Genomic DNA, 18,825 nt, shown 5'->3' with positions numbered 1-18,825 from the left:
GCAGGCGTCCGAAGAAATACGAAGTCGGCGTCACGGCGGAGACACTAGCCCAGCCGTCCGGGATGCGGGACTGGGCGTCCGACTACTGGGACATCTCGCGCAGCCGCTTGAGGAGCGGGATGTCGACGTTGTCGGCGTCGCGCGAGTCAGGCGTCTCCAGGACGAACGGCACGCCCTCGGTCGCCGGGTGGGCGAAGAGCTCCTGGAACGCAGCGGTGCCGATGTGGCCCTGCCCGATCTTCTGGTGACGGTCCAGGTGCGCGCCGCGCACGTCCATCGAGTCGTTGGCGTGGACCAGCCGAAGCCGGCCGGGCCCGCCGATCTCGGCGATGCGGTCGACGGTCGCGGTCGCGCCGCCGGGCTCGTCGAGCGGCGCGCCCGCCGCGAAGACGTGGCAGGTGTCGAGGCAGATGCCGGCCTTCGGGTGGAGGTCGAGCGCGGCGAGGTACGCCGTCAGGTCCTCGACCCCCGCGCACAGCGACCGGCCCTGGCCGGCCGTCGGCTCGAGCAGGAGCCACGGCGCGTCCTCGCCTTCGATCGTCTCGAGGACCGGCAGCAGTGCCTCCCGCACCTGGCGCATCGCCGTCGCGAGCTGCGCCTCTGGGTCGCCGTCGGTCGAGACGAACGACCCCGTGTGCACGACCACGCCCTCCGCCCCGATCTCGACCGCCCGGCGGAGGTTGTGAGCGACCGTCGCGGCCGACCTCTCGTACGTCGCGGGCGTGGGGGAGCCGAGGTTCACCAGGTACGGCGCGTGGATGAAGGCGCGCATGCCGCGACTCTCGAGCTGCCGCCTGAACTCCTTGTCCTCCGCCGGCCTGCCCTGCGAGAGGGCCCAGCCGCGCGGGTTGCCGACGAAGATCTGCACCGTCTCGCAGCCGAGCAGGTCGGCCTGGGCGAGCGCTCCGGCGACCAGCCCCTTGCCGACCTGGACGTGGGTGCCCACAGGTCGGGACTGTCGATGGTCAATCGCGGCGGGACTCGGCACGGCGTCAGGGTAGGGTCGCGGGCTGACCCGACGGCAATCGGAGCGTCGCTCGTCGAGCGACGGCCAGGATCGCCCTTACCGCCCGCCGCCGAACCAGCCGCCGCCGGACCAGCCCCCGCCGGACTTCCTGTACTTGCGCGCGAGCCTGTCGCCCGGACCGCGCTCCGGAAGACCGGCGCTCCACCACAGGAGGGCGAGCAGCGCGCCCACGGCGAGCACCAACAGGATCAACCTGATCACGGCGTCCTCCTCGTGCCACTGGCATCGAAGACTGCGCACGCCTGTGCCCAGGTCGCTATGAGTCGACGGTGCTCGTCGCAGCTCTGTTGCCGACAAACACGACCGGACGGCACCTGAGGCGTCAGGAGATCCAGACCTTGATCGTGGAGCCCTTGGGCAGCATGTCGCCGGCGTGGTCCTGCTTCATCACGAAGCCGAGTCCGAAGAAGGGGCTGTAGTGCTCGACCTGCACCTTGAAGCCCGCCGCTCTCAGGTCGTCGGTGGCCGACCCGATGCCGTGGCCGGTCACCCGCGGGACCTCGACGAGCTCCGGCCCTCGGGAGACCACCAGGCTGACCGTGTCGCCCTTGTAGAGCGTGCCGGTGTCGGGGCTCTGGCTGATCACCCGGCCGGCGGGCACACGGTCGTCGTACTGACCGGTGGTCTCGACCTTCAGCCCCGCCTTCTGCAGCGCCGCCTTCGCGGCATCGGCGTCCTTGCCGCTCCAGTCGGTGACCGTGACCGGCTGGCGGCCCCTGCTCACCCAGACGTCGACGGGAGTGCCCGGCCGCAGGGTCGTGCCCGCGGCCGGGTCGGAGCGGATGACCTGGCCCTGAGGCACGGTGTCGGACCACTTCGGGACGGCCTTGCCGTAGGTCATCTTGATGGCGAGCAGAGCGTCTTGGGCCTGGTCGACGGTCTTCCCGGCCAGGTCGGGCAGCTGGTACTGCTCCGCGCCCTTCGAGAGCGTGAGCGTCACCGTGCCGCCGTCGAGGACGCGGTCGCCGCCGGAGGGGTCGGTGCGCAGCACGCGGCCCGCCTTGACGGTGTCGGAGTACGCCGGCGCGCCGACCGCGACGTCGAGCCCCGCCGCCTTCAGCCGGGTCGTCGCCGCCTGCTGGGTGAGGCCGAGAACACCCGGCGTGCTGGTGTAGCGCGCGTAGCCGAACCACCACGCGCCGGCGCCGAGCGCCGCGACGAGGAGCACGGCCAGCACGACCGCCAGCGGTCCGCGCCTGCGTCGACGGGGCGGCGCGGCGAGGCGCACGGGGGCGGGCGCGGGGGCCGGCGCCGGTGCGGGCGCCGGGCGCTGCACGGCACGCGTCGAGTGGCTGGTGTCCTCGGCCCACAGCTGCCTGGTGTCGGGGCTCACCCGGGGCGGCAGCGCCAGGTCGGCCGTGAGCTCGCCGTCCTCGCTCATGCCGGCCGCGAGCGCGGAGGCGACGCGCTGCGCCTGACGCAGCATCACCCCGGCGTCCGCAGGCCGCAGCCCGGGCTCGCGGGCGGTGGCGCGGGCGACCAGCGCGTCGACGTACGCCGGGAGGCCGGGCACCAGCCGCGACGGCGGGGGGACGTCCTCGTGGACGTGCTTGTAGGCGACCTGGATCGGCGTCTCGCCCTCGTGGGGCTTGCGGCCGGTGAGCAGCTCGTAGAGCACGACCCCGGCCGCGTAGACGTCCGCGCGCGCGTCGGCGCGACCCTCGGTGACGATCTCCGGCGCGATGTAGGACACGGTGCCGATCAGCACGCCGGTCGAGGTGTGCTGCGTGTCGGCGGTCACGGCCTTCGCGAGCCCGAAGTCGGCGACCTTGATCGCGCCCTCGTCGGAGATGAGCACGTTCTCGGGCTTGACGTCGCGATGCACCAGGCCGGCCCGGTGGGCCGCGGCGAGCGCGGCGAGGACCGGCTCGAGCACCGCGAGCGCGCGTCGTGGGGCCATCGGGCTCTGTGAGGTGATCGTGTCGCGCAGCGTGTGGCCCGGCACCAGCTCCATCACCAGGTAGGGGGAGCCGGAGTCCTCGCCCTGGTCGTAGACGGCGACCACGTTCGGGTGCGACAGCCGGGCGGCCGCGCGCGCCTCGCGCACGAAGCGGGCGGCGAACTCCCCGTCGCCGCCGCCCATGCCGCTGTGCATGACCTTGACCGCGACGGTGCGGTCGAGCCGCAGGTCGGTCGCCTCGTAGACGCCGGCCATGCCGCCACGCGCGATGCGCGATGTCAGCCGGTAGCGGCCGTCCAGGGTGCGGCCGGTCAGCGGATCGTGGTCGACGCGCGCCTCAGCGCCGGCACGGCTCTGCCCACGCCGGTCAGCCTGCATGTCGACCCTCCTGCTACCGGTCGGGGAAGGGACCGGCTCGATGCCATGGTACGGATCCACGGAGCCGCCGGCGGGTCGCGACTCGCCAGCAGGCGCCGCCTAGGATCACCCCCATGGACGCTCCGATTCGACTCGCCGACCACGACCTGGCCGCGCTGGTGACCGACTGGATCGACTGGGCGGAGGCCGCGAAGCGGCTCGGCGTGACCGTCGGCAAGGTGCGCACGATGATCCGTGAGCATCAGCTGGCGGCGGCGGTGCCGAACCCGGGCGAGAAGGGTGCCGGCCAGCGGGTGCCGGCCGACTTCATCGTCGACGGCGAGCCCGTCAAGGGCCTGTCCGGGCTCCTGACCGTCCTGCACGACGGCGGTTACGACGACCGCGAGTGCATCGCCTGGCTCTACCTGGACGCGAACCTGCCCGGCCGGCCGATCGACGCGCTGCGCGAGAACCGGGGCGCCGAGGCCAGGCGCCGAGCCCAGGCGATGGCCTTCTGAGGATGAGCCGCAGGGCGCTGTCGACGATCGGATCGGTCGTCGCGGTGCTGGCCGTGGTGGCGGTCATGCTGTGGGGCCGGTCGGGCGACGACCCTGCCGCGCAACCGCAGCGGGACACGACGGGGTCCGTCCGTGCGTCGACCGACGTCGACCCGGCGTCCGGCCTGCCCTGGATCGACGCCTCCGACCTCCCCGCGCAGGCGCAGGACACGCTTCGGCTGATCGACTCCGGTGGTCCGTTCCCGTATCCCGGCAAGGACGGCAGCACGTTCGGCAACCTCGAAGGACTGCTGCCGAAGCAGCCGCGGGGCTACTACGCCGAGTACACCGTTCCGACTCCGGGGTCGCGCGATCGCGGCGCACGGCGGATCATCACTGGTGACGGCGGTGAGTTCTACTGGACCGCCGACCACTACTCGCACTTCGAGAGAGTCAGGCGATGAAGATGGTTCGAAGGGACAGCAGGCGATGAGCGGGCTCGCGGGCATCCTGGCCGGGCACCACGCACCGGGTGTGTACCGCTGGCACGCGGCGTTCGGCCCCGCCGACGTCCGGCACACGGTGGAGCACGCCGGTTGGCGGTTCGCCCGGGTCGACGGCGTCGGGGTCGAGGACAAGACGGCGCTGATGGGTGCGCTCGGCGCAGCCGTCGGCGCGCCCGACCACTACGGGCACAACCTCGATGCCGTGTGGGACGTCCTGCGCGACGTGGACGGGCCGATGCTGCTGCTGTGGGACGAGTGGGGCCCGATCGCCCGGGCCGACCGCGACACGTTCGACAGGGTGACGAGCCTGCTCAACGACCGTGCGGAGCAGGGCGGGCTCGCGGTCCTGCTGCGGGGCGAGGGCCCCGAGATCGACGTACCGTCGCTCGACTGAGGCGACCGGATCGGCCGACCTCAGACGGTGCGCTGGGTCGCGGCACGCGCCAGACCGAGCAGTACGCCGCGGGCGTGCTCGTCGACGTCGGCGCGCTCGAGCGCCGCGACCGCGGAGCCGGTGAGCCCCGCGATGGCCGCCTCGACCTGCTCGCGCGCCCCGGAGGCGTCGATGATGCCGCGCAGCTCGTCGACCTGCTCGACGCTGAGCGGCCGCCCCAGCGCGCCGTCGAGCACGGCCGCGTCGCCGGGGGAGGCCTCGTCGAGCGCCAGCGCGACGAGGACGGTCCGCTTGCCCTCCACGAGGTCGTCGCCGGCCGGCTTGCCGGTCTCGGCGGGGTCGCCGAACACGCCCAGCAGGTCGTCACGCAGCTGGAAGGCCTCACCCAGCGGCAGGCCGAAGGCGGTCAGTGTCGCGAGGTCGTCGGCGGAGGCGCCGGCCAGCGCGGCGCCGATGTGGAGCGGCCGCTCGATGGAGTACTTCGCGGACTTGTAGCGCAGCACTGTCATCGCGGTGTCGACGTCGGCGCGGCCGCGCGCCTGCACGGAGACGTCGAGGAACTGGCCGGCGATCACCTCGGTCCGGCACAGGTCGAACACCTCGAGCGCCGGCGCGACCCGCTCCACCGGGAAGCCGGAGCGACGCAGCAGCTCGTCGGCCCAGGCCAGGAGCAGGTCGCCGAGGAGGATGGCCGCGGCAGCGCCGTACTGCTCGGGGTCGCCGCGCCAGTCCGCGCCGCGGTGCTCGGCCTCGAGCGCCCGGTGGGTCGCCGGCCGGCCCCGCCTCGTGTCGGAGGCGTCCATGAAGTCGTCGTGCACGAGCGCCGAGGCGTGCAGCAGCTCGAGGGCGGCGCAGGCGCGGACGAGGACGTCCTCGTCGACGTCGCCCGGTGCGAACGCGCGGTGGCCCCAGTAGCAGAACGCCGCCCGGAACCGCTTCCCGCCGCTGACCGTGACGCGCGCCTGCTCGAGCAGCCTGGCGGCGTCGGAGCCGAGCGGCACCAGGACGGCTGCCTGACGGTCGAGGAACGCGTCCAGCGCCGCCTGCACGCGTGCGCGGAAGCCGTCCGCGTCCCAGGACGTCACGGGGGTGTGGCTCACGGAGGTCGAGACTAAAGGGTGGACGATGCGAGGTTCGGGCGGCCCCGTTCTTTAGGATGACGGGCATGACCGAGAGCGACGCGCAGCACATCGGCCGCCTGATCAGCGAGGGCGGCCGGTCGTTCTCGTTCGAGTTCTTCCCGCCCAAGGACGAGGCCGGGGAGCAGCAGCTCTGGTCGGCGATCGCGGCGTTGGAGCCCTACGCGCCCACCTTCGTCTCGGTGACGTACGGCGCCGGCGGCTCGACCCGGGACAAGACCGTCAAGATCACCGAGCGGATCGCGCGCGAGACGTCGATGGTCCCGATGGCGCACCTGACCTGCGTGGGCCACACGGTCGCCGAGATCGAGGCGATCCTCGACGACTACGCCGCGGCGGGCGTGCGCAACGTGATGGCGCTGCGAGGCGACCCGAGTGAGGGCCCGCGCGCGCCGTGGACCTCGACGCCCGGCGGCTTCACCTACGCCACGGAGCTCGTCGAGCTCGTCCGCGCGCGCGGCGGTTTCGACATCGGCGTCGCCGCCTTCCCCGAGGGCCACCCGTCGGCTGCCTCGCTCGACGCCGACGCCGACGTGCTCGTCGCGAAGGCCCAGGCGGGTGCCGCGTTCGCGGTCACGCAGATGTTCTTCCGCGCGGAGGACTACTTCGACCTGGTCGAGCGGGTGCGCGCCCGGGGTGTCGACATGCCGATCCTGCCGGGCATCATGCCGATCCTGAACCTCGCCGCGATCCGCCGTCAGGGCGAGCTGATCGGCACCTCGGTGCCCGACGAGATCGTGGCCCGGATCGAGGCCAGGGCGAGCGACCCGGCGGCCGTCCGCGCCGAGGGCATCGCCCTGGCCGCAGAGCTGTGTGAGGACCTCCTCGAGGGCGGCGCGCCCGGGCTGCACTTCTACACGCTCAACCGCTCCAAGGCGACGCTCGAGGTCTTCGCGAAGCTCAACGTCACCGTGTGACCGACGGGCCGAGTGACTGCGCGACGAGCGCCGCGGAGAGCCCGACGAAGGGCAGCCCGTCGCCGGCGACGGCGTGGGCTCCCGCGGCGTAGACGCCCGGGACCGGGGTCGTCGGGCCGAGCCGTGCGGTCGACCGGCCGCGCCAGGCCACGCCGAGCGGTGAGCCGCGCCAGCGCTCCACGAGGTCCCGGGGCGACAGGTCGAGCCGGGTGGCGACCTGCTGGCGTACGTCGACCCGGTGCCGGGCCAGCGCGAGCAGCACGTCCTCCTGGAGGCGGCCGCGGACGAGGACCGTCCAGGCGTGCCCGCCGTCGGGCGCCGTGCCGCCGGGCCTGACCACCAGGGTGGGGTCGCCGTGCAGCACCAGCTCGCCCGGCAGGGCGGGGACGTCACCGTTCAGGCCCAGGTGGACGATGGCCGGCGGGATCGCGGGTGTCGTCCGGGCGGCGTACGGCGCCAGGGTCGCGAGGCGGCGCGGGTCGATCGCCACGACGACGGCGTCGGCGTCGATCTCGCCCGCCCGGGTGCGTACGGCGACCGCCCGGCCACTCCGGACGACGAGGTCGTCCACGACGGTCGACGTGTGCACCTCCACCCGCCGCGTCGTCATCCGGTCAGCCAGCACTCCGGCCAGCGCCGCCATGCCGCCGGCCGGGCGCCATGCCCCGAAGCGCTGCTCCAGGTACGCCGTCAGGCCGGCCCATGCCGGCACGTCGTGCAGGGCATGACCCGCCGCCTCGAAGGGATGGCCTGCGACGAGCCGCAGGCGTCGGTCGGCGAAGTCCGCGCGGAGACGACGGTGGAGCATCTCGCGGCTGCGCAGGAGTGCGGTCACCTCGGCCGGTGGGCTCGATGTGCGCGCCTCGAAGACGTGACGACGCAGGAGCTCCCACACCTCTCCGTAGGAGGCGACGTGGTCGACCCACGCCTGGCCCTGCGGCCGACCGCGCCTGTCCGTCAGCCCGTCGAACGCGGCGAGCTGGGCCGCGCGCGAGCCGCCAGGCAGCCGCAGCGACGTCCTGTCCGCGAAGCGGTGCTCCCGGATCACCTCGACGTGCTCGAGGTCCAGCTCGCGCTCGAGCGGCCGACCCGACTTGCGGAAGAGGTCGCGCACGACGGCCGGGAGGAGCGTCGTCGTGGCCGAGGCGTCCCACACGAACCCGTCCTGCTCGACCGGGCGCAGGGCCCCGCCGAGCGCGGGTGCGGCCTCCAGCAGGGTCACGGCGTGGCCGAGCTTGGCGAGCCGGGCCGCGGCGGCGAGCCCGCCGAATCCGCCGCCGACCACCACCACCCGTGTCACGGGCCGAAACCCTAGCCGTCAGGCCGTCGCCCGCCGCGGGCCCTTGCCCTTCCACCGGCGCCAGCCGCGCCGGATCACCCGGGCCAGGAGGTAGAGCATGCCCAGCCCGGCGATCAAGAGCACGGCCGCGATCGCCGCGGCGGCGTGCGGGTGATGGATGGCGAAGCCGACCACCGCGAGCACCGCGGCGTCCTCGGTGAGGCTGGCGGCGATGTTGCTGAACGGCTCCGGGGAGGTGTTGATGGCCAGTCGGCTGCCGGCCTTCACGGAGTGCGACAGCAGCGCCGTGCCACCGCCGACGACGGCGCTGACAGCCTGGTCGAGCGAGCCGGCGTCCCCGGCCATCAGGACGCCGATGACGGCGGCTACCGTCGGGCGGATCGCCGTCGAGATCGCGTCCCACGTCGAGTCGATGTAGGGGATCTTGTCCGCGACGAACTCCATCGCATACATCACCGCGGCCGCCAGGAGCACCGGCCAGGTGCCGAGCGCGTCGGGGATGTCGGCGAACCCGCCGATGCGGTCCGCGATGCCCAGCACGAGCACGACCAGATAGGCGTTGAGCCCGCTGCCCCAGCCGCTCGTGAAGGTCAGCGCGAGGGTGTCCATGTCCGGGGCGCCCCGTCAGTCCACGTCGATCGCCGTGGCGCCGGTCAGGGCCAGCAGCTCGTCGTACGTCGTCGAGAAGACGGTGGCCGGGTGGCCGGCCGCCGCCCAGAGCACCGGGTGGCGCTGGAGCCAGGTGTCGACGTACGTCGGGATCGGCGCCGGGTGGCCGATGGGGGAGACCCCGCCGATGACCTGGCCCGTGTGCTCCCGCACGAAGTCGGGCTGCGCACGCTTGAGCCGCTCGACGCCGATGCGCTCGGCCGTCGCGGCGGTGTCGACCCGGTGAGCGCCCGAGGTGAGCACCAGCACCGGCGTGCCGCCTGCGTCGAAGACCAGGCTGTTGGCGATCGCGCCGACCTCGCAACCGAGTGCGGCGGCGGCCAGTGCGGCGGTGTGCACCGAGTCGGGCAGAATGACGATGTCACCCGTGCCGCCCCGCTCCGCGTGTTCCTCGCGGAAGCGGACGACGGACGGGTGCTCGGTGAGGTCGGACGTCATGCGCCCGACCCTAGCGATTCCTGGCGGACGAGCGGACGACTGAACGGAGTGCACGAGTGGACGAGCGGCCCGCGTCGCTGACCCTGGCCCTGAGGCTGCTGGCCGCGTTGGTGGTGCTCGGCGCCGTGGCGGTGGTGCTGATCGTCACGCGGCAGGACGACCTGATCCGCTCCTGGGCCGAGGGCAACCCGGCGGTGCGGGAGGTCCTGAACACCCGCGGCCTGGAGGCGGTCAAGGAGGGGTCGGTGCAGCCGCCACGGTTCGTCCCCGTCGCGATCACCCTGTACGTCGTCCTCGCCGGGCTGACCGCGGTGCTGGGCGTGTTCCTCAACAACGGCTACGAATGGGCGCGGCTCGGCATCACCGTCCTGCTGTTCTTCTCCGCCGTCGCGGGGATCGCCGGGCTGCGGGTCGGGCAGCCGGTGGTGTTCGACGTCTGCACCGTCGTCGGCCTCGCACTCTTCGCCGCGATGATGGTGCCGCTCTGGCACCCCGACACGACGGCCTACATCCACGCCGATCCCGAGGCCGAGCCGCTGCGACCGACAGCCTGACTCCGGCCCTGGCTCCTCGCGCCTCCAGGACTGTCGGCGGTCGCTGCTTGACTCCTCTCGACGCCCGATGTGGCCCTTGACCGGGCGGCAGAGCGGCGTTACCGTCTGAATATCGAACACATGTTCGACACTGGTCCGGCGGAGGCGACCTCGACCCCCGCCTCCGCCGGGCCACGGAGAGGAGCACCGCGATGACCCAGGTGACGACCGAGGCCGTGCCGGCCTTCCTGCCCGCCACGACGCACGCCTACCTGCTGCGGTCGGCGTCGTCCCTGGCCGAGGCGATCGAGGCCGACGACGTCGCCACCCGCTATGCATGCGCCCACGTTGCGGCGCTGCAGGCCGCGGCGGCACTGCTGGGCGCCCGCTCCGTCCCGTCCCTCAGTGGTCGCCGTCGACCGCAGCGCAACGCATGGGTCCTGCTCAGCGAGGTGGCTCCAGAGCTCGGGGAGTGGGCGGCGTACTTCTCGGCGGGCGCGGCGAAGCGGGCCGCCGCAGAAGCCGGGTCAACCCGCGCCGTGAGTGCGGTCGAGGCGGACCAGCTGGTCCGCGACGCGGACCGGTTCCTCGCCGTCGTCGAGCAGTCGCTCGGTCTGGTGCCGCATCCCGCCGTCGCCGCGGGGGCTGACCGGCGCGTGGGCTGACCGGCGCGTGGCTGATGCCGCGGACGGGTGCATGCGGGCCACTAGGGTGGTGACATGACCGTCAGCGAACGCCGGGGGAGCGCCCGCACGGCCGTCGTGTGGGACACGCTCCAGCCGATCCTCGACGCCCCGCCGCTCGACGTCCTCGACATCGGTGGCGGCACGGGCGGCTTCGCCGTCCGGGTCGCCGAGCTGGGCCACCGGGTCACAGTCGTCGACCCGAGTCCTGACGCCCTGGCATCCCTTGCGCGCCGTGCGCGCGAGATCGGCGTCGAGGTCGAGGGACGCCAGGGTGACCTGGCGGCGCTCGGAGTGCCTGATTCGGGTGCCGACCTCGTGCTCTGCCACGGGGTGCTCGAGGTGGTCGAGGATCCGGCCGCTGCACTGGCGACGCTGGCCCGGGTGCTCCGCCCCGGCGGACGGCTGAGCCTTCTCGTCGCCCAGCGCAACGCGTCCGTCGTCGCGCGGGCCATGGCGGGCCACTTCGCGCAGGCGCTCGCCATGCTCGACGACACCGGGCCGTCCGGACGCGCGGGGCGGCGCTTCACCTCGGCGGAGGCCGTCGACCTGCTCGCAGGAGCAGGGTTCGCCGTCGACTCGGTGCACGGCGTCCGCGTTTTCGCGGATCTGGTCCCGGGCTCGCTGCTCGATCTCGAGCCCGGTGCACCTGCGGCTCTGGCCGAGCTGGAGCACGCGGTCTCACAGCGTTCAGACTTCCTGCCGCTCGCCGCGCAGCTGCACCTGGTCGCCACGCATCCGTAGACCCCACATTTCGGGGGATGCCATTTTTCCCCACCTGGGTACCGTGGCGACAACCTGCTGCCTAGACTGGTAGTAGACGAATCAACGCGGCGGCACTGCCGCCTCGGACCAGCGGGAGGACCGGTGCCACTCTCGGAAGAGGAGCTGCGGCTGCTTGAGCAGATGGAACGCGCCCTCCTCCAGGAGGACCCGAAGTTCGCGTCGACCCTGCGCGGCACCTCGTTCCGCCGAGCCGCGCGTCGCCGCGCCGTCGTGGCGGGTGTCGTCTTCGTCATCGGCGTCGCTCTGCTGATGACCGGCGTGATCACCCAGCTCCCCGTCGTCGGGATCGTCGGATTCGTCATCATGCTCGGCTCCGCGACGGTCGGCCTTGCGGCACTGCGCTCGAAGCCTGTCGCGCACACCTCGCCCAGTCACCCCAGCCACGGCTTCACCGTCTTCGAAGGCGGGCGTCGCGGTCGAAACCGGCGCACGCACGCTTCGTTCATGGATCGCATGGAGCAGCGCTGGCAGCGTCGTCGGGACGGCAACGCCGGCTGGTGACCCCACCGCCGGCTGGTCACCCCACGCCGAGACGTCAATCCCCACGGTCCGAGACGTCAATCCCCACGGTCCGAGACGTCATTCCGCGCTGACCGATTGACGTCTCGCGCCGTGGGGATTGACGTCTCGGACCTATCGGATTGACGTCTCGGCAGAGACCTCGTCGACGACCTCCGACGTTCCTGGCTCGACCGGCGTGCGCTGCAGCACGGACCGGGGCCACCAGTCAGCCCGGCGTACGGCCCGCTCGGGCACGGCGTCGCGCAGCGCCGCGAGCACGGCGAGGACGTCTGCCGGGTCGACGACGACTGGCGGTCGGAGTGAGTAGCGCGACACCTCGACGGCCTCCACGATCCGCCACAGCGCTGCCCGGTCGTCGCCGAGGACGTAACGCTCCAGCATGTGCCCGACCGCTCGCGGAGAGAGCCCCGGCGGCCACAGCAGTCCGAGGTCGACGAGAGTGTCGCGGATCTCCGCCCACGCGGCCTCGGCGTTGGCGGCGCCCAACCGTGTCGTACGGCGCCGGCGCCGGACCCGCGACGGGACGAGCGCCAGACCGCCGGAGACGAGGGCCACGACGAGCACGCCGACCGTCCACCACAGCACCACGTGCGACGTGGCGTTGCCCGACCCCGTCGCCGACGAGTTCTCCTGCTGCGGCCGCTGGGCGTTGGACGCCTGGGCGTTCGGCTGCGCGGAGCTCGTCGCGAGGCTCGGGCCGTTGTTCGGGTGCGCGGTGTCGAGGTTGCGCGTGTAGCTCGGCACGTTCGGCACGTGGGCCGCCGGAGTGGGCTCGAAGCGCACCCAGCCGGCGCCGCTGAAGAACAGCTCCGGCCATGCGTGCATGTCGTGGGTGCTGTACTCCCAGCGCCCCGATCCGACCTTGTCCGGAGCGAGGAAGCCGACGGCGACGCGCGCCGGGATGTCGAGCGCGCGGGCCATCGCGGCCATCGCGGCCGCGAACTGCTGGCAGTATCCGCGACGCCCACCGCCCGCGGTGGACAGGAAGCTCTCGAGGTCACCCGGGCTGCTGCCGATCGGCACGGTGTCGTCGTAGACGAAGCCCCCGTCCTGGCGGAACCAGTCCTGCAGCGCGACCGCCTTCGCGAAGTCGCCGACGGCGGAGGCCGTCACGTTCTTGGCGAGCGTCCGCGCGCTGGCAGGGAAGTCGGCCGGCAGGTCGAGATAGGACGAGCCCACCGTGCCCGGCGAGGCCTGTGCGTTGATGAGGTCGGCAGTGGAGAGGTCGAGGTCGACGGACGTCATCCGGTAGTTCATGCCGGCCGCGGACCCCTGGTGCGGCCCGGCGAGGAAGTCCATCGTCCGAGTGTCGAAGCGCCAGTCGCCGGCAGCGTGGATCTCGGAGATCGGCGCCTGCGTCGGCAGCCAGCGCGAGTCGAACCGCTGACCGACCTCGACGCGATAGTCGTACGTCGTGCGCTTCACCCACGTGGCCACACCGAGCAGGCCGGGCATCGGACCCTCGGCGTCGTTGTTGGCGGGCACGGTCCGGTTGCCGGCGGTCCACTCGTTCTCGCCGAAGCGGTTCAGCACGGCGATGCGCAGGTACGACGGGTTCGGGTCGTCCGTCGTCACCTGGATGACGGGGATGTCCGGGCCGCGGACGAGATCGCGCCGCAGGTCGACGAGGGGGTTGGTCACGGTGATCCGGCCGCCGTTGCCGCTGCCCGGACCGAGCCCGAACAGGTGCAGGTCGAGCGTCGGCACCAGGCTCGGCAGGATCAGTGCGAGGACCGTCGCGACGCTGCCGACGTAGACCGCGGCCGCGCTCTCCTGGGGGCCCGAGGCACGGGTCGAGTCCAGCCGGCGACCCCACCTGCCGACGATCTCGCTCTGGCTCAGCACGAGCATGGACAGGAAGCCGGCCGCGCTCAGGGCGAAGCCCCACCACGGCAGGCCACCCTCGACGACGGAGAAGGGGACGGCATAGATCGCCAGGAGCGGCAGGCCCGCGAGCGCTGCTCGACGGAACGTGCAGGCCAGCAGGTCCACGATCACGAAGCAGAGCAGGCCACCCCCGACCAGGAGCGGTGCGATGCCGCCGGCGACGGTGACGGGTGGGCGCTGGGTGCGAACGACCTCACGGGCCTGGGAGAGCTCGGCGCGCAGCTCGTCCCACGCGCCGCCGATCGGCACGAGCGAGCCGGTGATGTACAGGCTGACGACGGCGCCGCCGACGACGAGCTGAGCGAGGACGATCAGCCCCCACGGGAGCCGGGCCCAGCGCGCGAGCGAACCGGTCAGGGCCACGACGAGGCCGACGAGCAGCAGGGGGCGGAGGTAGGACGGGGCGTCCTGGGAGAACGCGCTCCAGGACAGCGTCGTCGCCCACACCGTCGCCGCGGCGACGATCGCCTGGAGGAGCGGTGCGTACGCCGTGTCACGAATGCGCACGAGTCACCCCCCGCACACCTCGTACGGCGCCCAGCTCCTGCCAGGCCCGGTCGATGCGGTCGTCAGGAGTCAGCGCGACCGCGCGCCAGCCCTGTTGCAGCAGCCAGCCTGTGGCACCGCCGGTCGGCAGCTTCGTCGCACCCCACGCGTCGACGTCGAGCGCGATCGCGAGTGACGTCCCGGCGTGGTGCTGCACCCGCCGCATCACGGCGAGGTCGGGGCCGCTCAGGCCGCCCAGGACCGCCACGGTGAGTGCACCGGACCCCTGGTCGCGCAGCCAGCCGGTGTCGAGCGTGGTGTTCGGCAGCGGCTCGATCATGGCGAGCGCCTCGAGCAGCCGCCCGGCGGTCACCTCGGTGTCGTCGCGCTGCCAGGAGGTCGCCGGGTCCTCGCCGCCGGCGGTGACGAGCCGGACGGTGTAGCCCCTCCCCGCCAGGTGCATCGCGACCGATGCCGCGACCGAGACAGCGGTCTCGAGGGAGGAGGCCAGGCCCTCGCCACGGTGTGCGCCGATCCTGTTGTCCAGGAAGACCGTCGCGCGGGTCTGCCAGGGCTGCTCCTCGCGGCGCACCATGAGCTCGCCGATCCTGGCGGAGCTGCGCCAGTGCACGCGGCGCAGGTCGTCGCCGCGCCGGTACTCGCGCACGGTCACGTCCTCGGCGCTGCCGCCGGCGAACGCGCGCGGCCGCTGGTCGCCGGAGCCGGTGAGCGACCCGGTCAGCGGGATCGGCGCGAGCGCCACGGTGCGGGGGGTGACCACGAGGGGAGTGGTCGTCCTGAACGCGCGGGCGAGCTCGACGAGGCCGAACGGATCGCCGACCCGGACCGTCATCGGGCCGAGCTCGTAGCGGCCGCGCGTCTCGGCGCGGACCGGGTACTCGACGCTGCCGCGCCATCCGTGCTCGATGCCCTCGACGACGAAGCGCGGCCGGCCGCCGAGGGCGTAGGGCACGTGCTCCTCGATGCGCAGCGCGCCGGTGGGCATCCGGCCGTCGTTGCGCAGGGTCAGCCGGACTCGAGCGGGCTGGCCGGCGGGGACCACCTGCGGGCTGACGCTGCGGACCAGCGAGAGCTTGTAGCGCGCCCGGCCGACGGCGTACGCGGTGACGAGGGGGAGGGCGACGAGCAGCACGCCGACCCGGACCAGGGTGGACTGCCCGAGCAGCACCGCACATACGACGGCACTCGTGCCCGCGGCGAGGAACGCCCGCCCGCGGAGCGTCAGGCCGGAGAGCGCCTCACGCACGGTGCACCTCGCGTCACCCTCCGCTGCCGGCCGGGACCGGCACGGAGGCGAGGATCCCGTCCAGCACGGATGCGGGGGAGCGGCCGGTCATGGTCGCCTCGACGGTCGGCAGCAGCCGGTGGGCGAGCACGGGGGCCGCGAGCGACGAGACGTCGTCGGGCAGCACGTAGTCGCGCCCGTGCAGGGCTGCGCTGGCCTTCGCGGCCCGGACCAGGTGGAGCGTCGCACGCGGCGAGGCGCCGAGGCTGAGCTCGTCGTGCGAGCGCGTCGCCGAGGTGAGACCCACGGCGTACCGCTGCACGGCGTCGGACACGTGCACCTGGCCGACGATCCCGATGAGCTTGCGGATCTCGCTGGCGTCGGTGACGGGCTCGAGGTCGTCGAGCGGGTTCATCTGCGTGTGGGTCGCGAGCATGGCGATCTCGGCGGCCGGCACGGGGTAGCCCACCGAGACACGGGCCATGAAGCGGTCCCGCTGCGCCTCCGGCAGGGCGTAGGTGCCCTCCATCTCGATGGGGTTCTGGGTCGCGATGACCATGAACGGCGCCTCGAGCTGGTACGTCGTGTTGTCGACCGTGACCTGACGCTCCTCCATGCACTCCAGCAGTGCGGACTGCGTCTTCGGCGAGGCCCGGTTGATCTCGTCGCCGACCACGATGTTGGCGAAGACGCCGCCGGGCCGGAACTCGAACTCGCGGGTGTTCTGGTTGAACACCGAGACGCCGGTGACGTCGGAGGGCAGCAGGTCGGGCGTGAACTGGATGCGCCGGACCGTGCAGTCGATCGAGCGGGCGAGCGCCTTGGACAGCTGCGTCTTGCCGACGCCCGGCACGTCCTCGATCAGGAGATGGCCCTCGGCGAGCAGCACGACGATCGTCGAGAACACCACGTCGGGCTTGCCCTCGATGACGCGCTCGATGTTGCCCCGGATCCGCCCGGCGACCCGGGACAGGGTCTCCAGGTCGGCGCCGGGCACCGAGGGACGGGTGGCTGAACTGTCAGCGGTCGGCGTACTCACGTGTGTCCTTCCGGCGCAGGCCGTCCGCATCTTCGCGGGGCATTGACCTAACCGTACGGCGAACGGCAAGCATCGCGCTCCACCTTCCTCCACCTCGTTTCTCCACATCTGCTCCACGGAGCGGCGTCCCGCTCGGTTCAGCGCGCCCGCAAGACGGCCCTCCACCGGCCATCGGGCGCCGTTGGGGGAGGAAACGGGGCGCAGACACGCGCCCGGTGGTTGACGGTGGAGGAAAGTGGGGTACGGTGGTGCAAAGTGGAGGACGAGGCCATGAACGTGGAGTGGCCTGGTCGGACCGAGGGGGGGGTGCCCGGATGTTCTTCATGGGCACTTTCACTCCGAAGCTCGACGAGAAGGGCCGTCTCTTCCTCCCCGCGAAGTTCAGGGATCGGCTGTCGGAGGGGGTCGTCGTGACGCAGGGTCAGGAGAACTGCCTGGTCGTGTGGCCCGAGGACGTCTTCATGACCGAGGCCCAGCGGGCACAGCAGACGCCGATGACCTCGCGGGGAGCACGTGACTACGCCCGCGTCCTCTTCGGTGGTGCCGAGCCGGGCGTCCCGGACAAGCAGGGGCGGATCAGCATCTCCCCGCTCCTGCGCGCCTACGCCGGCCTCACCAAGGACGTCGTCGTCATCGGCGTGATGGACCGGATCGAGATCTGGGACCCGGAGCGCTGGCGCGACTACTCGGCCGAGGCGCAGGCGAAGTTCGCCGAGCTCGACGAGGACCCGGCAGCGCAGAGCTGACGCACCGGACACAACTGAACAGCGGCTCCGCAGGACGAGGTCTCAGTCCCGCTCGCGGTCATCTGGGGCACCTTCCCCGGTTCCAGACGACCTCCCGCCCCTGGGGCACTTCCCCGGTTCCAGAAGGCGCGCCACTCAAGCGAGCGGGCATGAGACCTGGTCCTACGGAGCCGCACCACATTTCCAGGGACGGAAGAACACCAGTGGGGTCGAGATGAGCAGCAGCGAAGGGACAGGCGCACCGCGCCACGTTCCGGTCCTGCTCGACCGCATCGTGGAGCTCTTGGCACCGGCCCTCACCCGCGAGGGCGCCGTCGTCGTCGACGCCACGCTCGGTCTCGGCGGCCACAGCGAGGCCATCCTCGAGCGCATCCCGACCTGTCGGCTGGTCGGCATCGACCGGGACCTGCACGCACTGTCGATGGCAGGGCAGCGGCTCGCGCCGTACGGCGACCGCTTCACCGGCGTGCACGCCGTGTACGACGAGCTGCCCGACGTGATGGCCGACCTCGGTCTGGCCACCGTCGACGCCGTGCTCTTCGACCTCGGCGTCTCGTCGATGCAGCTCGACGTCCGCGAGCGTGGCTTCGCCTACGCCGAGGACGCGCCGCTCGACATGCGGATGGACGACTCGACGGGCCGGACCGCGGCCGACGTCCTCAACACCTACTCCGCCGCCGACCTCGCCCGCGTGCTGCGCGTGTACGGCGAGGAGAAGTTCGCCTCCAAGATCGCCGCCGCGATCGTCCGCCGGCGCGAGACGACGCCGTGGACGACGAGCGGGCCCCTGGTCGAGCTGCTCTACGAGGTGATCCCGGCGCCGGCGCGCCGCACCGGGGGCCACCCTGCCAAGCGCACGTTCCAGGCGCTGCGGATGGAGGTCAACGACGAGCTGGCCGTGCTGCGCCGTGCGATCCCGGCGGCCGTGGACGCGATCGGCGTCGGTGGCCGCGTGGTCGTCGAGGCGTACCACTCCCTCGAGGACCGGCTGGTCAAGCAGGCGTTCACCGCCGTCACGAAGCTCGACGTCCCGCCCGACCTGCCGTTCGTGCCCGAGGGGATGGAGCCGACGCACCGGCTCGTCACCCGCGGAGCGGAGCAGGCCGACGCCGCCGAGATCGCCCAGAACCCTCGCGCGGCCTCGGTCCGCCTGCGCGCCGTCGAACGAGTCCGCCCAGCACCACCCCGGGGAGCATCATGAGCAACGCCGCCGCATCGAAGATCGTCTCCCGCCGACTGGCCTGGCTCGAGCCGAGCGCCCTGCAGCGCGCACGGCTGAGCGTCGTTCCGCGCCGACGGGTGCAGGCATCGCGCTTCCCGTTCGTCACGCTGGTGAGCCTGATGCTGCTCGGTGGCGTCGTCGGGCTGCTCTGCTTCAACACCTCGATGCAGCAGGCGGCCTTCACGGAGTCCCGGCTCGAGAACCAGGCGACCACGCTCGCCGCGCAGCAGGAGTCGCTCGAGATGGACCTCGAGAAGCTGCGGGATCCTCAGCATGTGGCCGAAGCTGCCGAGAAGCAGGGCATGGTCATCCCGGGCAACGTCGCCATGCTCCAGCTCGGCACCGGGAAGGTCAGCGGTGAGCCGGCCCCCGCCAACGGCGACGTCACGCCTCCGTTGTGGGTGCCCGTCCGCAAGCCCAGCTTCCGGTGAGCCGCCGTCCGGACGGCGACACGCGGCGTCGGTGACCGTCCGATCCGCGTGAGAGCGGCGAGACTGCAACCGACGAATCACATCAGTCACACCAGTAACA

The 18,825-nt window shown here is 72.6% G+C and carries 21 protein-coding genes; 11 read left to right on the top strand and 10 right to left on the bottom strand.

The annotated features are described in order from the left end of the window. Positions 1-82: 82 nt before the first annotated feature. The 3 genes from ABD205_RS10915 to pknB all read right to left on the bottom strand — a co-directional run bounded on the left by ABD205_RS10915 (position 83) and on the right by pknB (position 3,305). Positions 83-946, bottom strand: a complete 864-nt coding sequence (locus ABD205_RS10915; RefSeq protein ID WP_344044842.1) for a deoxyribonuclease IV — start codon at positions 944-946, stop codon at positions 83-85. Between the two features lie 117 nt (positions 947-1,063). Next, the gene (locus tag ABD205_RS10910) at positions 1,064-1,228 is read right to left on the bottom strand and encodes a hypothetical protein (RefSeq protein ID WP_344044841.1); all 165 of its coding nucleotides are present in this window, start codon (positions 1,226-1,228) and stop codon (positions 1,064-1,066) included. Positions 1,229-1,349: 121 nt separating this feature from the next. After that, complete coding sequence (gene pknB, locus ABD205_RS10905) at positions 1,350-3,305, bottom strand: Stk1 family PASTA domain-containing Ser/Thr kinase (protein WP_344044840.1); 1,956 nt, start codon at positions 3,303-3,305, stop codon at positions 1,350-1,352. Between the two features lie 113 nt (positions 3,306-3,418). Here pknB and ABD205_RS10900 point away from each other — a divergent pair, with 113 nt between their 5' ends. From ABD205_RS10900 to ABD205_RS10890, 3 genes are read left to right on the top strand one after another with little or no spacing between them, the layout of a single operon-like run. Then, on the top strand, positions 3,419-3,802 hold the full coding sequence (locus tag ABD205_RS10900; RefSeq protein ID WP_344044839.1) for an Rv2175c family DNA-binding protein: 384 nt from the start codon (positions 3,419-3,421) through the stop codon (positions 3,800-3,802). A gap of 2 nt (positions 3,803-3,804) precedes the next feature. Next, positions 3,805-4,245, top strand: coding sequence for a guanyl-specific ribonuclease (locus tag ABD205_RS10895; protein ID WP_344044838.1), 441 nt, complete (start codon positions 3,805-3,807; stop codon positions 4,243-4,245). Positions 4,246-4,270: 25 nt separating this feature from the next. Next, positions 4,271-4,681, top strand: coding sequence for a barstar family protein (locus tag ABD205_RS10890; RefSeq protein ID WP_344044837.1), 411 nt, complete (start codon positions 4,271-4,273; stop codon positions 4,679-4,681). A gap of 20 nt (positions 4,682-4,701) precedes the next feature. Here the strand turns inward: ABD205_RS10890 and ABD205_RS10885 are convergent, their stop codons facing one another. Further along, the gene (locus ABD205_RS10885; protein WP_344044836.1) at positions 4,702-5,781 is read right to left on the bottom strand and encodes a polyprenyl synthetase family protein; all 1,080 of its coding nucleotides are present in this window, start codon (positions 5,779-5,781) and stop codon (positions 4,702-4,704) included. A 65-nt stretch (positions 5,782-5,846) separates the two neighbouring features. Here ABD205_RS10885 and metF point away from each other — a divergent pair, with 65 nt between their 5' ends. Further along, positions 5,847-6,737: a methylenetetrahydrofolate reductase [NAD(P)H] gene (gene metF, locus ABD205_RS10880; RefSeq protein ID WP_344044835.1), complete on the top strand. Its 891-nt coding sequence runs from the start codon at positions 5,847-5,849 to the stop codon at positions 6,735-6,737. Here the strand turns inward: metF and ABD205_RS10875 are convergent. Genes ABD205_RS10875 through ABD205_RS10865 form a run of 3 tightly spaced genes read right to left on the bottom strand, consistent with a single transcriptional unit; the run spans position 6,727 to position 9,144 of the window. After that, entirely contained in the window at positions 6,727-8,037 is a 1,311-nt protein-coding gene (locus ABD205_RS10875) for a phytoene desaturase family protein (protein WP_344044834.1), read from the bottom strand. The genes metF and ABD205_RS10875 overlap by 11 nt on opposite strands. A gap of 18 nt (positions 8,038-8,055) precedes the next feature. Further along, complete coding sequence (locus ABD205_RS10870) at positions 8,056-8,646, bottom strand: DUF4126 domain-containing protein (RefSeq protein ID WP_344044833.1); 591 nt, start codon at positions 8,644-8,646, stop codon at positions 8,056-8,058. Positions 8,647-8,661: 15 nt separating this feature from the next. Then, entirely contained in the window at positions 8,662-9,144 is a 483-nt protein-coding gene (locus ABD205_RS10865; RefSeq protein ID WP_344044832.1) for a YbaK/EbsC family protein, read from the bottom strand. Between the two features lie 56 nt (positions 9,145-9,200). Between ABD205_RS10865 and ABD205_RS10860 the strand changes: the two genes are divergently transcribed. The 4 genes from ABD205_RS10860 (at position 9,201) to ABD205_RS10845 (ending at position 11,647) form a co-directional block, all read left to right on the top strand. Further along, entirely contained in the window at positions 9,201-9,698 is a 498-nt protein-coding gene (locus ABD205_RS10860; protein ID WP_344044831.1) for a hypothetical protein, read from the top strand. Positions 9,699-9,889: 191 nt separating this feature from the next. Then, positions 9,890-10,342: an SAV_6107 family HEPN domain-containing protein gene (locus tag ABD205_RS10855; protein WP_344044830.1), complete on the top strand. Its 453-nt coding sequence runs from the start codon at positions 9,890-9,892 to the stop codon at positions 10,340-10,342. A 54-nt stretch (positions 10,343-10,396) separates the two neighbouring features. After that, positions 10,397-11,104 (top strand): class I SAM-dependent methyltransferase, encoded by a 708-nt coding sequence (locus ABD205_RS10850; protein WP_344044829.1) that lies wholly within the window; start codon positions 10,397-10,399, stop codon positions 11,102-11,104. Positions 11,105-11,227: 123 nt separating this feature from the next. Continuing rightward, positions 11,228-11,647 carry a DUF3040 domain-containing protein gene (locus ABD205_RS10845; protein WP_344044828.1) on the top strand — a complete coding sequence of 140 codons (420 nt, stop codon included), beginning with the start codon at positions 11,228-11,230 and terminating at the stop codon, positions 11,645-11,647. Positions 11,648-11,779: 132 nt separating this feature from the next. On the opposite strand, the gene ABD205_RS10840 is transcribed toward ABD205_RS10845, so the two are convergent. From ABD205_RS10840 to ABD205_RS10830, 3 genes are read right to left on the bottom strand one after another with little or no spacing between them, the layout of a single operon-like run. Next, the gene (locus tag ABD205_RS10840; protein WP_344044827.1) at positions 11,780-14,062 is read right to left on the bottom strand and encodes a transglutaminase TgpA family protein; all 2,283 of its coding nucleotides are present in this window, start codon (positions 14,060-14,062) and stop codon (positions 11,780-11,782) included. After that, a complete protein-coding gene (locus ABD205_RS10835) occupies positions 14,049-15,308 on the bottom strand; it encodes a DUF58 domain-containing protein (protein WP_344044826.1) in 1,260 nt (419 codons plus the stop codon). Before ABD205_RS10835 ends, ABD205_RS10840 begins: the two co-directional genes overlap by 14 nt. A 13-nt stretch (positions 15,309-15,321) precedes the next feature. Further along, complete coding sequence (locus ABD205_RS10830; protein WP_425572829.1) at positions 15,322-16,326, bottom strand: AAA family ATPase; 1,005 nt, start codon at positions 16,324-16,326, stop codon at positions 15,322-15,324. A gap of 314 nt (positions 16,327-16,640) precedes the next feature. Between ABD205_RS10830 and mraZ the strand changes: the two genes are divergently transcribed. The 3 genes from mraZ (at position 16,641) to ftsL (ending at position 18,725) form a co-directional block, all read left to right on the top strand. Beyond that, the gene (mraZ, locus tag ABD205_RS10825; protein ID WP_344044825.1) at positions 16,641-17,072 is read left to right on the top strand and encodes a division/cell wall cluster transcriptional repressor MraZ; all 432 of its coding nucleotides are present in this window, start codon (positions 16,641-16,643) and stop codon (positions 17,070-17,072) included. Between the two features lie 214 nt (positions 17,073-17,286). Further along, positions 17,287-18,273: a 16S rRNA (cytosine(1402)-N(4))-methyltransferase RsmH gene (gene rsmH / locus ABD205_RS10820; protein ID WP_344044824.1), complete on the top strand. Its 987-nt coding sequence runs from the start codon at positions 17,287-17,289 to the stop codon at positions 18,271-18,273. After that, positions 18,270-18,725, top strand: a complete 456-nt coding sequence (ftsL, locus tag ABD205_RS10815) for a cell division protein FtsL (RefSeq protein ID WP_344044823.1) — start codon at positions 18,270-18,272, stop codon at positions 18,723-18,725. The genes rsmH and ftsL overlap by 4 nt, the downstream gene beginning before the upstream one ends. The last annotated feature ends 100 nt before the right edge of the window (positions 18,726-18,825 follow it).

Origin of the sequence: Nocardioides panacihumi (assembly GCF_039530925.1) — a bacterium.
Taxonomy (GTDB): domain Bacteria; phylum Actinomycetota; class Actinomycetes; order Propionibacteriales; family Nocardioidaceae; genus Nocardioides; species Nocardioides panacihumi.
This window is presented reverse-complemented; position numbering and strand designations above follow the sequence as displayed.